The organism is Streptomyces sp. NPDC058880, assembly GCF_042742535.1.
Lineage (GTDB): Bacteria > Actinomycetota > Actinomycetes > Streptomycetales > Streptomycetaceae > Streptomyces.
Genome location: NZ_JBHYMC010000048.1, coordinates 1 through 13,829, shown reverse-complemented (window position 1 = coordinate 13,829; position 13,829 = coordinate 1). Strand labels below are relative to the sequence as shown.

The window sequence follows — 13,829 nt, the reverse complement described above, 5'->3', positions numbered from 1 at the left end:
CGGCCCGAATCAGCCACGGGCGAGTGCGCGCAACGCTGCGACGCAGTCGGGGTGGCTCGGGGCCCATCCCAGCTCCGCCTTCGCCCTGGCGTTGGACACCCGGAGGTTCGTCGTGACCATCCGGTGGGCGTAGGGGTAGGCACGCATCAGCCAGCTGGGCGCGTTCAGCGGCCTGGGGGTGGCGAAGGCTTCCGCGACCGCCTTCACGTGCGCGCCGAAGCCCATCGGGGTGTCGTCGGCGATGTTGTACGCCTGCCCTGCCCGGCCTCCCTCGACGGCGAGCGCCACGGCCCGGCCGGCGTCCGCCAGGTCGACCCAGGGCAGGACGCGCCCCTGGTCGGCGACCGCCGGAAGCTTCCGGCGGCGCAGCAGTTCCACGAGGGCCTCCGTGCCCCCTGCTCCGTAGAACAGGCCGAACCGCAGGGCGATCCCCTCGATGCCGTCCGCCTCCAGTACGAGCTGCTCCTTGACCCGCATCGCCTCGACGTGGCGGTCCACCGCGCGGTCGCCGGTGGGGCCGAAGAGGTCCCCCGCCTCGGTGACCACGTGCCGGCCGAAGTCCCGGTAGCCGTAGCCGAAGACCATCGACTCGGCGATGACGCGCCGGGCGCCGAGCTCGCGGGCGGCCTCCATCAGGTGCCGGGTCCCGATGAGCCGCAGGTCGTCGGTGGCGTACATCTCCCGGTGCCTCATCGGTGCCTCGCGCAGGGCGGTGGCCGCGTGCACGATCGTGTCGATCCGGAGGCCGGCGACCGCGCGCAGCAGTCCGTCACGGTCCAGCAGATCGGCCCGTACGTCGGATCCGGCACCCCGGCCGAGGCCGGTCACGGTGTGGCCGGCGCGGGTGAGCGCCGCGGCGATGTGGTGTCCCAGGACTCCGCTCGCCCCGGCCAGCAAGACGTTCTTGGTTTCAGTCACACCCGGACGACCGGCCGCCGGTGGCGGATGTGACACATCGGTAGCGTGACCTGTGTCACTGCGGCGGGCCGGGTGGGCGCCTCCCCCGGACCGTCCAAGCGCGTGCGGTGAGCCGGACCGAGCCGCCCGGGCCGGCGGGCAGGGTCGCTGCGAGCCGGGTGCGCAGCCGGTCCCGGGCCGCGGGGGCGAGCGTCGCGACGTAGCCGGGAGCAGGTCCCTGACCGGAGAGGAACGGCTCCCACAGGTCCTCGAGGCCAGTGAAGACGGTGGGCACCTCGACGGAGCCGACCGTCACGTCGGTCAGCCCCGCCCCCGTCCAGAGCGCGCGCAGCGGATCGGGGCGGCACAGGGGGAAGCGTCGGCCCTCGTCCAGCGCGGCGGCCGCCGGGTCGACGGCGGCCGCGGCGTCCCAGAAGAGGCGCAGGAGCGCCATGCCGTCGGCGTAGTCCCACACGTACGCCGCGACCAGCCCGCCGGGCCGGACCACCCGGGCGGCCTCGGCGACCGCCGCCTCGGGCGGTTCGACGAAGTTGAGGGCGAGTCCGCTGACGACGGCGTCGAACACCGCGTCGCATAGGGGCAGCGCCGAAGCGTCGGCGACGGCGAAGCGGGCGGGCACGGGCGCGGCGGCCCGGGCGGCGCGCACGAACTCCCCGGACCGGTCGAGTCCCAGTACGGTGCGCGGCCGGCACCGGGACGCGACCTGCGAGGTCAGCGCCCCGGTGCCGCAGCCGACGTCCAGCCATCGCAGGGCGGCCGGGGCGCCCAGCCGCGCCAGGAACAGCTCGGCGACCCGGCGGCTCCACCGGCCCATGTACCGCTCGTAGGCGTCGCCCCGCGCCCAGACGTCGGACGGGCCTCCCGCGTCCATCCGCCGCGCCTAGTGGTGGAAACCGGAGCGGGGTGCGGTGGCCGGTGCGGGAGGGGGCGAGGCCGTCAGGTGCTCCACGGCCCGGCGCAGGTCCTCGACGAGCAGGGCGATCTGGTCGCGGGTCACGCCGTGCCGGACCAGGACGCGCTGGATGACGGTGTCGTCGCGGTCTGCGGGCAGCGGGTAGGAGGGCACCTGCCAGCCGCGCATGCGCAGCCGGTCGGAGAGGTCGTAGAGGGTGAAGGGGGCCGAGGCCGGGTCGGTGAGCGTGTAGGAGACGGCGGGCAGGGCCCCCTTGCCGTCGTAGAGGAGGGTGAAGGGGCCCATGTCGGCGATCTGGCGGGCCAGGTACTGGGCGGTGTCGGCGCAGGCCTGCTGGACCCTGGCGTAGCCGCCGCGGCCGAGGCGCAGGAAGAGGTAGTACTGGGCGATGACCTCACCGCCGGGGCGGGAGAAGTTGAGGGCGAAGGTCGGCATGTCGCCGCCGAGGTAGTCCACCTTGAAGACGAGCTCCGCGGGGAGCAGGTCGGCGGAGCGCCAGATGATCCAACCGACTCCGAGGGGCGCGAGTCCGTACTTGTGGCCGGAGGTGTTGACGGAGGCGACGCGCGGCAGTCTGAAGTCCCAGACCACGTCGGGGTGGAGGAAGGGGGCGACGAAGCCACCGCTCGCGCCGTCGACGTGGATGGGGATGTCCCAGCCGTGCTCGGCCTGGATCCGGTCGAGCTCGGCGGCGAGTTCGGCGACGGGCTCGTAGTCGCAGGTGTAGGTGACGCCGAGGATGGCGACGACGCCGATGGTGTTCTCATCGACGTACTCGGCGAGCTGATGGGGCCGCAGGCCGGTGGCGCCGGGCTCCAGCGGGACCTGGCGCAGCTCGACGTCGAAGTACCGGGCGAACTTGTCCCAGCAGATCTGGACCGGCCCGCAGACCAGGTTCGGGCGGTCGGTGGAGAGCCCCTCGGCGCGGCGGCGCTCGCGCCAGCGCCACTTGAGGGCGAGGCCGCCGAGCATGGCAGCCTCGCTGGAGCCGGTGGTGGAGCATCCCGTGGCGGTGGTGCCGGCCGGGGCGTTCCACAGATCCGCCAGGATGTTGACGCACCGGGACTCGATCTCGGCGGTCTGCGGGTACTCGTCCTTGTCGATCATGTTCTTGTCGAGACAGACGTTCATCAGGCGGTGCACACCCTCGTCCGACCAGGTGGTGCAGAAGGTCGCGAGGTTCTGGGCGGCGTTGCCGTCGAGCAGGAGCTCGTTGCGGAGCAGCTCGTAGACGACCTCGGTGGGCGAGTGGTCCTCCGGAATCCGGTACTTGGGGAGGATCTGCCCGCTCAACGTGGACGCGAACACGTCCGTGTCGGCGTCCTGGCGGGATGCGTCCTTCGTCTCATGCAGGGCCATATCGGGACTATAAGTGAATAAAGTCGCCATTCACCGGCACTTCGGACGGTGACGCGGGGCGGTGACTGGCGGGTCACCCGCCGGTCCGTCGGTCGGCGGCGCGGAGGTAGCCGTCCAGCTCGGCGGCGCCGGCCAGCAGGACCCGGCCGCGGGCCGACAGACGTTCGCGCCAGGTGGCCAGGGCCGCGTCCAGGGGCTCCAGGCCGCCGGCCGAGCGGACCTCGGTGAGCAGCGGGGCGATCTGCTCCAGCCGGTAGCCGCCGCGCCTGAGCTGGTGGGCGAGGCGGGCGTCCCGTACGGCGGCCGCGTCGTAGACGCGGTAGCCGGTCTGCCGGTCGCGCCGTGGCTGGACGAGCCCGGCACGCTCCCATGCGCGCAGGGTCGCGGGGCGGACCCCGAGCCGCTTCGCGAGCGGCCCGATGAACGTGTCACCGGATGCGGGAACCTCCGTGAGGGGCGCCAGGTCGCGCAGGGCGCTCTCCACGGCCCACAGGGTCCGCCGGTCGTCGAGCAGCTGGGCGTGGCTCTCGTCGATGAGGCGGAACGCCTCGTCGAGCACGCCCTCGTTGACCGCCTTCATGATCGACGCCGCCGTCCGGTGGCCGTGGCCGGGCACCAGGGCGAGGAAGGCGTCCAGGGCGCGGGCGTGCAGCGGGGTGTAGGTGCGGTAGCCGTGGGACGTGCGGTCGGCGGCCGGGAGGATGCCGGCCTCTTCGTAGTTCCTGATCGCCTGCGTGGACAGGCCGTGGCCGCGCGCCAGATCGACCGGCCTCAGCCGCACACCGCTTTTAAGGTTCTTCCGCATTAACCCCATGATATGGCGGGAAACTCTCAACCGGAACTTCAACGATAGCGTTGAAGGTATGGATATCGGCATCAAGGACACCGTCCACACCGTCGAGGCCGCCGCCGTCATGGGGCTGCTCACCACCCGGCCGCGGGTGCTCGCGCTGGGCGAGCCCACCCACGGAGAGGACGCGCTGCTCGACGTCCGCAACGAGCTGTTCCGGCAGCTCGTCGAGGAGGAGGGCTACCGGACGATCGCGATCGAGAGCGACTGCCTGGCGGCACTGCGCGTCGACGCCTACGTCACCTCCGGCACGGGCGGCCTCGACGAGGTCATGGAGAGCGGGTTCACCCACGGCTTCGGCGAGTCCGCGGCCAACCGCGAACTCGTGTGCTGGATGCGGGCGTACAACGACGGCCGGCCCGCGGCCGACCGGCTCCGCTTCGCCGGCATCGACGGCCCGCTGGAGATCACCGGAGCCGCGAGCCCCCGCAAGGCCCTCACCGCGCTGTACGACTACCTCGCCCACCACGTCGACGCCGCCCTGCTCCCGTGCACCGGGCAAACGCTCGACCGCCTGCTCGGAACCGACGCACGGTGGACCGAGCCGGCCGCGATGACGGATCCGGCCCGGTCCGCGGGCCGCTCCGCCGGGGCCGGTGAACTGCGCCTGCTCGCCGACGACCTCGCGGCGCTGCTCGAAGCGCAGACGCCGCACCTGATCGGGGCGACGTCGCGGGAGGAGTGGGAGCGGGCTCGCCTCCACGGACGCACGGCCACCGGCCTACTGGGCTACCACCGCTGGATGGCCGACACCTCACCCGGCCGCATGGCGCGGCTGGTCGGCCTGCGGGACCTGATGATGGCCGAGAACCTCCTCGCCCTCGCCCGGCGCGGCCCCACCCTGGTCCACGCCCACAACAGCCACCTCCAGCGGGGCAGGAGCGCGATGCGGATGGGCGACCTGCCCCTGGAGTGGTGGAGCGCGGGTGCGATCGCAAGCGCACACCTGGGCGGGCAGTACGCCTTCTTCGCGACGGCCCTGGGCACGATCCGGCACCGAGGGGTGGACACCCCGCAGTCGGGCACGCTGGAAGGCCTGCTGTACGCGCTCCCGAACGACCTCTGCGTGGTCGACTCCCGTGCGCTCGGCGCCGCCCTCGCGGGGACGCCGACCGCACCCCGCACGTCCGCCTGGTTCGGCTACGCCCCCTTCGAGGCCGCCCAGTTGCCGATGACCGACGGGCTCGTGTTCATCAAGGACATCCCGCAGGGCCGCCCGGCGGCCATCTCGCCGGCGCGCTGACACTCCGCTTCCGGCCGACTCTCCCGTGTGACACCGTTCATACGACCCCCGCCCCACAGGAGAACTTACCGCCCAGTAGGCTCATTCCCACAGATCTTCCCGTCCGGACCTCAGGAGCCGGCCCGGACGGGAAGATCATCCAACTGGTTCTACCGGCAACTTGTCCGCCGATGTCCGGATACCGGCCACGTCTCCTCCGAGCGCTGATACCTCTTCGGGCATGAACAAGATCACCCGCCGTCAGGCTCTGGGGACAACCGCCGGTGCACTCACCGTCCTCGGCCTGACCGCCGCAGCATCGAGCGTCGCCACGAGCGCCGCCGCGACCCCGGCCGTTTCCACACCCCCGGGCACGGTCGACGAGGTCTACCAGGGCCGCCGCATCCAGATCAGCACGGGCGGTGGAGGCCACCACGGCGGCCACCACTCAGCCGGCCAACCCACCGTCCGGATAGACGGCAGAGAACTCCACATCATGCGCAACGCCGACGGCAGCTGGATCAGCGTGATCAACCACTACGAGACGTTCACCGAGCCCAAGCTCCTCGCCCGCGCCGCCGTCCGCGACCTCCAGGGCGCTCCCCTCGTCCCCTTCGGCGGTGCGGCATGACCGTCCGCAAGAACCAGGCCTCCCTGACCTCCGACGAGAAGCGCGCCTTCACCTCGGCGCTGCTGGAGCTCAAGCGGGACGGCAGCTACGACCGCTTCGTGACCACCCACAACGGCTTCATCATGAGCGACACCGACTCGGGCGACCGCGTCGGCCACCGCTCCCCCTCCTTCCTGCCCTGGCACCGCCGCTTCCTGCTGGAGTTCGAGGCGGCGCTGCAGCGGGTGGACGCGAGCGTCGCACTCCCCTACTGGGACTGGACCGCCGACCGCACCACCCGCTCCTCCCTCTGGGCCCCCGACTTCCTCGGCGGCACCGGCCGGGCCCGCGACGGGCAGGTCCTCGACGGCCCCTTCGCCTACTCGACGGGCCGTTGGAACATCAACGTGCGCGTGGACGGGCGTCCCTACCTGCGGCGCACGCTGGGTGCGGGCGTTGCCCAGCTGCCGACCCGGGCCGAGGTGGACTCCGTCCTAGCCATGCCGGTCTACGACATGGCTCCCTGGAACAGCTCCTCGAACGGCTTCCGCAACCACCTGGAGGGCTGGCGCGGCGTCAACCTGCACAACCGGGTGCACGTGTGGGTCGGCGGGCAGATGTCCACCGGCGTCTCCCCCAACGACCCGGTGTTCTGGATGCACCACGCCTTCGTCGACAAGTTGTGGGCGGACTGGCAGGCCAAGCACCCGCAGTCCGCCTACCTGCCGGCAGCGGGCACCACGAACGTGGTGGACCTGAACGACACCATGCGGCCGTGGAACGACGTGACCCCGGCGGACATGCTGGACCACCGGAAGTTCTACACGTTCGACACCGAACCGGTCGCCGCCGCCAGCCAGCGGTAGTGCAGTTCGGGGCGGCCGACCTGGCCGTACCGCGGGGTCCGGTCCGCCCGGCCGCTCTCCACCAGGTGCTCCAGGTAACGGCGGGCGGTGATCCTGGAGATCCCGGCCGCCTCGGCCGCCCCCGCCGCGGTCAGCCCCTCGGACGCGGACCGCAGCAGCGCGGCGACCCGGTCCAGGGTCGGCGCGCTCAGCCCCTTGGGGAGCTCGGCCGGGCGTGGCGCGCGCAGCGCCGCCATCGCCCGGTCGACGTCGTCCTGACCGGCCGCCTCGCCCGCCGCCTGCCGGAACTCGGCGTAGCGCAGGAGCCGTTCGCGCAGCGTCGGGAAGGCGAAGGGCTTCAGGACGTACTGGACCACGCCCAGCGAAACGCTCTCGCGGACCACGGCCAGGTCCCGGGCGGAGGTCACCACGATCACGTCGACCGGATGCCCGGCGGCGCGCAGCCCACGCGCGAAGCGCAGGCCGTGTCCGTCGGGCAGACCGAGGTCCAGCAGGAGCAGGTCGACCCGCGTGCGCTCCAGCACCCGGGTGGCCCCGGCCAGCGAATGGACGGCTCCGACGGCGGTGAACCCGGGCACGCGGTTGACGTACAGCGCGTGCGCGTCGGCGGCGACCTGGTCGTCCTCGACCACCAGCACGCGCACCTCTGCGCCGCTCACCGCGGGCTCCGCGCGGCCGGTGCCCGATCCGCGGCCCGTTCGGGAGCGGCGGGCAGCCGTACGGTGAACTCCGCACCGCCGCCCGGCCCCTGCGCGGCGACCACCGCGCCGCCGTAGCGCTGAGCCACCTGGGCGACGAGCGCGAGGCCGAGGCCGCGGCCCTCACCCTTGCCGGACCAGCCCCTGCGGAACACGTCGCCCCCCTCGGGCAGTCCGGGCCCGTTGTCCGCGACCCGCAGCAGCAACCCGTCGCGCTCGGGCCGCAGCGTGACCGCGATCCGCGCCCCGGGGACGGCCGCCACCGCGTCGACGGCGTTGTCGATGAGGTTGCCCAGCACGGTGACGAGATCGCGGGCCGGCGGCAGGCCTGCCAGGTCGGCCAGGCTGCGGCTGTCGGCGGTCACGGCGAGTTCGACACCCCGCTCGTGCGCCTGGGCGGCCTTGCCCAGGAGCAGCGCGACGAGTACCGGCTCGCCCACGGCGGTGACCACCTCGTCGGTGAGGGCCTGCGCCAGCTCCAGCTCGGCCGTGGCGAAGTCCACCGCCTCCCGGGCACGGCCGAGCTCGATGAGGGAGACCACGGTGTGCAGCCGGTTGGCCGCCTCGTGGGCCTGGGAGCGCAGTGCCTGTGTGAATCCCCGCTCGTGGTCCAGCTCACCGGTCAGGGCCTGTAGTTCGGTGTGGTCGCGCAGGGTCACGACGGTGCCCCGGCGGCCGCCGCCGGCGACCGGCGAGCTGTTGACCACCAGCACCCGGTCCGCGGTCAGGTGCACCTCGTCCACCCGGGGCCGGTCGGCGAGCAGTACACCGGTGAGGGGCGTCGGCAGCCCGAGGTCGGCGGCACCCGTTCCGGTGACGTCGCCGGGCAGGCCCAGCAGTTCGCGACCGGCATCGTTGATCAAGGTGATCCTGCGCTGCCCGTCGAGCATGAGGAGTCCCTCGCGCACCCCGTGCAGGGCCGCCTGGTGGTAGTCGTACATCCGGCTGAGCTCGGCCGCGTTCATGCCGTGCGTGTGGCGGCGCAGCCGCGCGTTGACCACGTACGTGCCGGCGCCGCCGAGGGCGAGCGCTCCGCCCGCGACCCACACCAGCGCGGAGAGCTGCGCGCCGAGCCGGTCGCTGACGGCTCGGACGGTGATTCCCGCGCTGACCAGACCGATGATCCGGCCGTCGTCGTCGAGTGGGGTGACCACGCGGATGGAGGGGCCGAGGGTGCCGGTGTAGGTCTCGCTGAAGGTCTCGCCGCGCAGGGCCGGGGCGGTGTTGCCCAGGAAGGGCTCACCGATCCGGTGGGGATCGGGGTGGGTCCAGCGCCTGCCGTCCGGAGCCATGATCGTCACGAAGTCGACCCCGGAGTCCACCCGGACCTTCTGCGCATAGGGCTGGAGCTCGGCCGAGGGGTCCGTCCCGCGCGCCGCTCCCCGGGCGGCCTCGCGCACGGAGGGCGAGTCCGCGACCGCGCGGGCCACGGCCCCGGCCTGGCGCGCGGCGGCCTCCTCGGCCTGCCCCCGGGCGGTGGCGTAGGCGAAGACGGCACAGCCGGCGACGACCACGGCGACGAGCAGTACCTGCATGGCGAAGAGCTGGCCGGCGAGGCTGCGCGGCGGACGAGGGAGGCGGAACATGGCGCTCAGTGTGCACCGGGTCGTGAACTCAATGAACGCAAGGGTGACCGGGGTCACAGCCCTGGGTGATGGTCTCCCCGGACGACTTCACCACCAGGAGGCATCGTGGCCGCCAGGCGCGACAGAACGCACTATCTCTACATCGCGGTGATCGCCGCGGTGCTGCTCGGCATCGCGGTCGGGTTCGCCGCACCCGGCGTGGCCGTGGAGCTCAAACCGCTCGGCACGGGCTTCGTGAACCTCATCAAGATGATGATCTCGCCCGTGATCTTCTGCACGATCGTGCTGGGCATCGGCTCGGTCCGCAAGGCCGCCAAGGTGGGCGCCGTGGGCGGACTGGCCCTCGGCTACTTCATGGTCATGTCCACGGTGGCACTGGCCATCGGCCTGTTGGTCGGCAACCTCCTGGAGCCGGGCAGCGGGCTGCAACTGACGGAGGCGGCGCGCAGCGCGGGCGAGGCGCAGGCCAAGGCGGGCGGGGCCGAGAGCACGACGGAGTTCCTGCTGGGGATCATCCCGACCACACTGGTCTCCGCCTTCACCGGGGGCGAGGTGCTCCAGACGCTGCTGGTGGCACTGCTGTGCGGGTTCGCCCTGCAGGCCATGGGCGCGGCCGGCGAACCGGTGCTGCGGGGCATCGGGCACGTGCAGAAGCTGGTGTTCCGAGTGCTTGCGATGATCATGTGGGTAGCTCCCGTGGGCGCCTTCGGGGCGATCGCCGCGGTGGTCGGCGCGACCGGCATCGACGCCCTGAAGTCCCTTGCCGTCATCATGATCGGCTTCTACACGACCTGCCTGCTCTTCGTCTTCCTGGTGCTGGGCACCCTGCTGCGCGTGTGCACCGGGGTCAGCGTCTTCGCCCTGCTGCGCTACCTGGGCCGGGAGTTCCTGCTGATCCTGTCGACCTCCTCGTCGGAGTCGGCGCTGCCGCGGCTGATCGCGAAGATGGAACACCTGGGCGTCTCGCGCCCGGTCACCGGCATCACCGTGCCGACCGGGTACTCCTTCAACCTGGACGGGACCGCGATCTACCTGACGATGTCCTCGCTGTTCGTCGCCGAGGCCATGGGTACGCCGCTGGCCCTGGGCGAGCAGATCTCGCTGCTGCTGTTCATGGTCATCGCGTCGAAGGGTGCGGCCGGCGTGACCGGCGCGGGTCTGGCCACCCTGGCCGGGGGCCTCCAGTCGCACCGGCCCGAACTGGTGGACGGAGTGGGCCTGATCGTGGGCATCGACCGGTTCATGAGCGAGGCGCGGGCCCTGACGAACTTCGCGGGCAACGCGGTCGCGACCGTGCTCATCGGCACCTGGACGAAGGAGTTCGACCGCGACCGGGCCTGCGAAGTCCTCTCAGGACGGCTGCCCTTCGACGAGAAGACGCTGGTCGACGACGGGCACGGGACGCAGCCGGCCGCACCGGCCGCGGCTCCGGTCGCCGCCCCCGCCGCGACGGTCCCGGCGCACCGCCCCGAGGACGGCGTGCCGGTCTAGGGCTCCCCGACCGGTCCGCCCTCGGCGGGCCGGTCGTGCAGGGCTCGCCCCCACGGTGCCCCGCCCGGCCGGCCCGTCGCATTCTCCGCACTTGCACCCATAGTCGGAATTCGGCCACCGATAAACGAACCCCGGTGCTGTAAAAGGTACTTCCGCAACCGGCCGCGTGCATGACATCTTGCGTCCACCACTTGTTTCGTACGGCCCGGCCTGACCACCGGGTCAACGGAGGACGCATTGATACCCCACATATCCAGCCGACCTCGGCGTACCCTCGTGCTGGCCGCCACCCTCGGCGCGGCCCTCGCCTTCGGGGCGCCCGCCGCGCTCGCCGGCACCGCTCCGGTCTCTCCGTCCGGCTCCCCCGCCCCCGCCCCCGCGGCGGCGCCCAAGGCCGCGGCCCCTGCTTCCCAGAGTGCGACCTGGGTTGCCGGCACCCGCGCCTACCTGGTGATCACCGCCCCCGGTGACACCACGGCGGTCCGCAACGCGGTCACCGCCAACGGGGGAACGGTCTTCCAGCACTACGACGCGATCGGCGTCATCACCGCCCACTCCGCTTCCGCCTCCTTCGCCGCCACCATGCGCGGCGTGAGCGGGGTCCAGCAGGTCGGCGCCACCCGCACCTCGGACGTGCCGGCGGACGCCTACAACCCGGCGCTGCCCGCCAATCCCACGCAGTCCGCGACGCCTTCGGGCGAGCCGGTCCGCGCCGACATGACCCAGATCAAGGCCGACCAGGCCTGGGCCGTCACCACGGGCTCCGCCTCCGTCAAGGTCGGCATCCTGGACACCGGTGTGGACGACCAGCACCAGGACCTGGCCCCGAACTTCAACGCCGCGGACTCCGCGTCCTGCGCCTACGGCAAGCCGGACACCCGTACGGGTGCCTGGCGCGACGTCGGCACCCACGGCACCCACGTGGCCGGTACGGTCGCCGCCGCCAAGAACGGCAAGGGCGTCATCGGCGTGGCCCCGGGCGTGAAGATCTCATCGGTGCGCATCGCAGAGCCGGGTTCCTCGCTGTTCTTCGCCGAGAACACGATCTGCGGCTTCATGTGGGCCGGCGACCACGGCTTCAAGGTCACCAACAACAGCTACTACACGGACCCGTGGCAGTTCAACTGCCCGGACAACGCCGACCAGGCCGCGATCATCGAGGGCGTCAAGCGCGCCCAGGAGTACGCCGAGGGCAAGGGCTCGCTCCAGGTCGCGGCGGCCGGCAACTCCAACATCGACCTCGCCAACAAGACAACCGACACCGAGAGCCCGAACGACTCGACGCCGGTCAGGCGCACCATCACCAACGCCTGCCTGGACATCCCGACCGAGCTCCCGGGCGTGGTCACCGTCTCGGCGATGGGCACCACCGCGAAGGCCTCGTACTCCAACTACGGCCTGAACGTCATCGACGTCACGGCTCCCGGCGGAGACTCCACCGGCATCTACAGCACCCTGCCGGGGGGCAAGTACGGCTCCATGAGCGGCACCTCGATGGCCTCGCCGCACGTGGCCGGTGTGGCGGCACTGCTGGCCAGCACCAACCCGGGGATCACCCCGGCGCAGCTGCGCGACAAGCTGGCCACTCAGGCCAACGACGTCGCCTGCCCGTCGGACAGCCGCTGCAAGGGCACCACGGCGAAGAACGGCTTCTTCGGCGAGGGCCAGGTCGACGCCCTCAAGGCGGTCGGCAGCACCCCGCAGCCCGGCACGTACTTCGAGAGCACCGCGGACTACGCCATCAGCGACTACACCACGGTGGAGAGCCCGATCACCGTCAGCGGCGTGACCGGCAACGCCCCGTCCGCCCTCAAGGTGGGTGTGAACATCGTCCACACCTACATCGGTGACCTCAAGGTCGACCTGATCGCCCCGGACGGCTCCGTCTACACGCTCCACAACCGCTCGGGCGGCAGCACCGACAACATCAACCAGGTCTACACCGTCAACGCCTCCTCCGAGGTCGCCAACGGCACCTGGAAGCTCCGGGTCAACGACAACGCCCGCGGCGACAGCGGCAAGATCGACTCCTGGAACCTGACCTTCTGAGGTCTGACGCAGGGATCCGCCGCAGGGCCATCGGGGAGCGGTGCAACCGCTCCCCGATGGCCCTCACCGGTTCCGGGCGATCCCGGCGGGTGCGCGGCCGACCGGGCCGCGCACAGCCGGACGGGGGCCGCGCCCCGGTCCGGTCAGCCGCGCCGGGTACGCAGGACGCAGTCGCCGCACAGGCCCCCGCCGGGGACCCGGTAGTAGAGGCAGCAACTGCGCCGTACGAAGGCCACGCCGAGCCCCTGCTCATGGACGAACGTACCGGTGCCCGCGAGCGCCCCACCGTCGGCCAGCAGGCCGCGCGCCAGCCCGAGGGCGGCGCCGGCCGGGACCCGGTCGATCAGCACCCGCAGCGCACCGACCAGCCCGGACGCCGTGTTCCCCCGCATGACCGTCGGCGACAGGCCGTAGCGCTCCCGCAGCCCCGCCTCCAGCAGGGCGAGGTTCCCCAGGACCGACTCCCCGAGGTCCTCCACGGGCCGGGCGGCGGGCGCGGGCAGCCAGAACCGGAGCGACCCCGCCTCCGGCAGCTGCCACCACACCCGGTCGGCGGCGAGGTCCGGCACCTGGCCGGCCAAGGCCGCGCACCCCAGTCCGAGCGACCACAGCCGCGAGGCGATCCCGAACTGGGCCGTCGAGGCGGCGACCCTCCCGGGTCCGCTGCCGATCCGGCGGCCCACCTCGGCCACGTAGGGCCCGAGGTGCCCGCCGTACAGCGCGGTGAGCGGCCGGAAGCCGGGCTCCGGCGGCTGCTCCCCGTACGCGACGGTGAAGAAGGGGCCCACGTCGGCCAGTCGCCGCAGTACGTCGTCCATACGGGGCATGATCTCAGGCCCCGCGCACGGGCGTGCTCACGTCACCCTCCGGGCGGTGGGGCCGGGACCGCCGACGGCTCCAGCGGCGCCGGGGATCAACCGTTCGGCGGTCTCCCGTCGGAGTTTCGCACCGGCTTCCGACCGGGCCGCCGGGGTGCCTGCCGCCCGGCGCGAGGACCCCTGCGGACCCGGGTGGCGCAGTCGCGTGCGCATCGCAGTCCGACCGCCCTCCGGCACCCCGCCGACGGCCGCCCGTCCGGCCCCGGCCCGGCGGGCGGGCGCCGTCGGGGACGTCCGCGGGACCGGCCCGCGGGGCCTCGCCCGGCAGCATCGGACTGTCCCCGCATCGCCGCAGGTCAGCGATCCAGCGCACCTTCGGTGCGCGCCGGGGGCGTGGTAAATCCCGTGGCGCGCGCCGGGGGTGCTTCTGTCTGCCCTGACGTGGGCTG

The 13,829-nt window shown here is 72.6% G+C and carries 12 protein-coding genes; 5 read left to right on the top strand and 7 right to left on the bottom strand.

What is annotated here, in order from left to right; translation table 11 throughout:
- Positions 1–9 precede the first annotated feature (9 nt).
- From ACFW2G_RS23920 to ACFW2G_RS23905, 4 genes are all read right to left on the bottom strand, one after another.
- Entirely contained in the window at positions 10–918 is a 909-nt protein-coding gene (locus tag ACFW2G_RS23920) for an NAD-dependent epimerase/dehydratase family protein (RefSeq protein WP_384584286.1), read from the bottom strand.
- A 55-nt stretch (positions 919–973) separates the two neighbouring features.
- Complete coding sequence (locus ACFW2G_RS23915) at positions 974–1,789, bottom strand: class I SAM-dependent methyltransferase (protein ID WP_384584289.1); 816 nt, start codon at positions 1,787–1,789, stop codon at positions 974–976.
- 9 nt (positions 1,790–1,798) lie between these two features.
- Complete coding sequence (locus ACFW2G_RS23910; protein ID WP_384584292.1) at positions 1,799–3,190, bottom strand: glutamate decarboxylase; 1,392 nt, start codon at positions 3,188–3,190, stop codon at positions 1,799–1,801.
- A gap of 73 nt (positions 3,191–3,263) precedes the next feature.
- Positions 3,264–3,995 (bottom strand): TioE family transcriptional regulator, encoded by a 732-nt coding sequence (locus ACFW2G_RS23905; RefSeq protein WP_384584295.1) that lies wholly within the window; start codon positions 3,993–3,995, stop codon positions 3,264–3,266.
- A 58-nt stretch (positions 3,996–4,053) separates the two neighbouring features.
- Here ACFW2G_RS23905 and ACFW2G_RS23900 point away from each other — a divergent pair, with 58 nt between their 5' ends.
- The 3 genes from ACFW2G_RS23900 to ACFW2G_RS23890 all read left to right on the top strand — a co-directional run bounded on the left by ACFW2G_RS23900 (position 4,054) and on the right by ACFW2G_RS23890 (position 6,738).
- Positions 4,054–5,283: an erythromycin esterase family protein gene (locus ACFW2G_RS23900; RefSeq protein ID WP_384584298.1), complete on the top strand. Its 1,230-nt coding sequence runs from the start codon at positions 4,054–4,056 to the stop codon at positions 5,281–5,283.
- A 220-nt stretch (positions 5,284–5,503) separates the two neighbouring features.
- Positions 5,504–5,893 carry a tyrosinase cofactor gene (locus ACFW2G_RS23895; protein WP_037917224.1) on the top strand — a complete coding sequence of 130 codons (390 nt, stop codon included), beginning with the start codon at positions 5,504–5,506 and terminating at the stop codon, positions 5,891–5,893.
- Positions 5,890–6,738, top strand: a complete 849-nt coding sequence (locus ACFW2G_RS23890) for a tyrosinase family protein (protein ID WP_037917222.1) — start codon at positions 5,890–5,892, stop codon at positions 6,736–6,738. Before ACFW2G_RS23895 ends, ACFW2G_RS23890 begins: the two co-directional genes overlap by 4 nt.
- Here ACFW2G_RS23890 and ACFW2G_RS23885 read toward each other — a convergent pair.
- Together ACFW2G_RS23885 and ACFW2G_RS23880 are read right to left on the bottom strand one after the other, a co-directional pair.
- Entirely contained in the window at positions 6,693–7,397 is a 705-nt protein-coding gene (locus ACFW2G_RS23885) for a response regulator (protein ID WP_384454226.1), read from the bottom strand. The genes ACFW2G_RS23890 and ACFW2G_RS23885 overlap by 46 nt on opposite strands.
- Complete coding sequence (locus ACFW2G_RS23880) at positions 7,394–9,022, bottom strand: ATP-binding protein (RefSeq protein WP_384584301.1); 1,629 nt, start codon at positions 9,020–9,022, stop codon at positions 7,394–7,396. Before ACFW2G_RS23880 ends, ACFW2G_RS23885 begins: the two co-directional genes overlap by 4 nt.
- A 105-nt stretch (positions 9,023–9,127) precedes the next feature.
- Between ACFW2G_RS23880 and ACFW2G_RS23875 the strand changes: the two genes are divergently transcribed.
- A complete protein-coding gene (locus tag ACFW2G_RS23875) occupies positions 9,128–10,513 on the top strand; it encodes a cation:dicarboxylate symporter family transporter (protein WP_384584304.1) in 1,386 nt (461 codons plus the stop codon).
- Between the two features lie 276 nt (positions 10,514–10,789).
- Positions 10,790–12,562 (top strand): S8 family serine peptidase, encoded by a 1,773-nt coding sequence (locus tag ACFW2G_RS23870; protein WP_384681042.1) that lies wholly within the window; start codon positions 10,790–10,792, stop codon positions 12,560–12,562.
- A 143-nt stretch (positions 12,563–12,705) separates the two neighbouring features.
- Here ACFW2G_RS23870 and ACFW2G_RS23865 read toward each other — a convergent pair whose 3' ends face one another.
- Entirely contained in the window at positions 12,706–13,380 is a 675-nt protein-coding gene (locus ACFW2G_RS23865) for a (2Fe-2S)-binding protein (protein WP_384454234.1), read from the bottom strand.
- Between the last annotated feature and the right edge of the window lie 449 nt (positions 13,381–13,829).

Bases quoted from the DNA above. Each gene is read 5' to 3' on its own strand.
- ACFW2G_RS23915 (WP_384584289.1), bottom strand. From the start codon at position 1,789: ATGGACGCGGGAGGCCCGTCCGACGTCTGGGCGCGGGGCGACGCCTAC.
- ACFW2G_RS23910 (WP_384584292.1), bottom strand. From the start codon at position 3,190: ATGGCCCTGCATGAGACGAAGGACGCATCCCGCCAGGACGCCGACACG.
- ACFW2G_RS23905 (WP_384584295.1), bottom strand. From the start codon at position 3,995: ATGCGGAAGAACCTTAAAAGCGGTGTGCGGCTGAGGCCGGTCGATCTG.
- ACFW2G_RS23900 (WP_384584298.1), top strand. From the start codon at position 4,054: ATGGATATCGGCATCAAGGACACCGTCCACACCGTCGAGGCCGCCGCC.
- ACFW2G_RS23895 (WP_037917224.1), top strand. From the start codon at position 5,504: ATGAACAAGATCACCCGCCGTCAGGCTCTGGGGACAACCGCCGGTGCA.
- ACFW2G_RS23890 (WP_037917222.1), top strand. From the start codon at position 5,890: ATGACCGTCCGCAAGAACCAGGCCTCCCTGACCTCCGACGAGAAGCGC.
- ACFW2G_RS23880 (WP_384584301.1), bottom strand. From the start codon at position 9,022: ATGTTCCGCCTCCCTCGTCCGCCGCGCAGCCTCGCCGGCCAGCTCTTC.
- ACFW2G_RS23865 (WP_384454234.1), bottom strand. From the start codon at position 13,380: ATGGACGACGTACTGCGGCGACTGGCCGACGTGGGCCCCTTCTTCACC.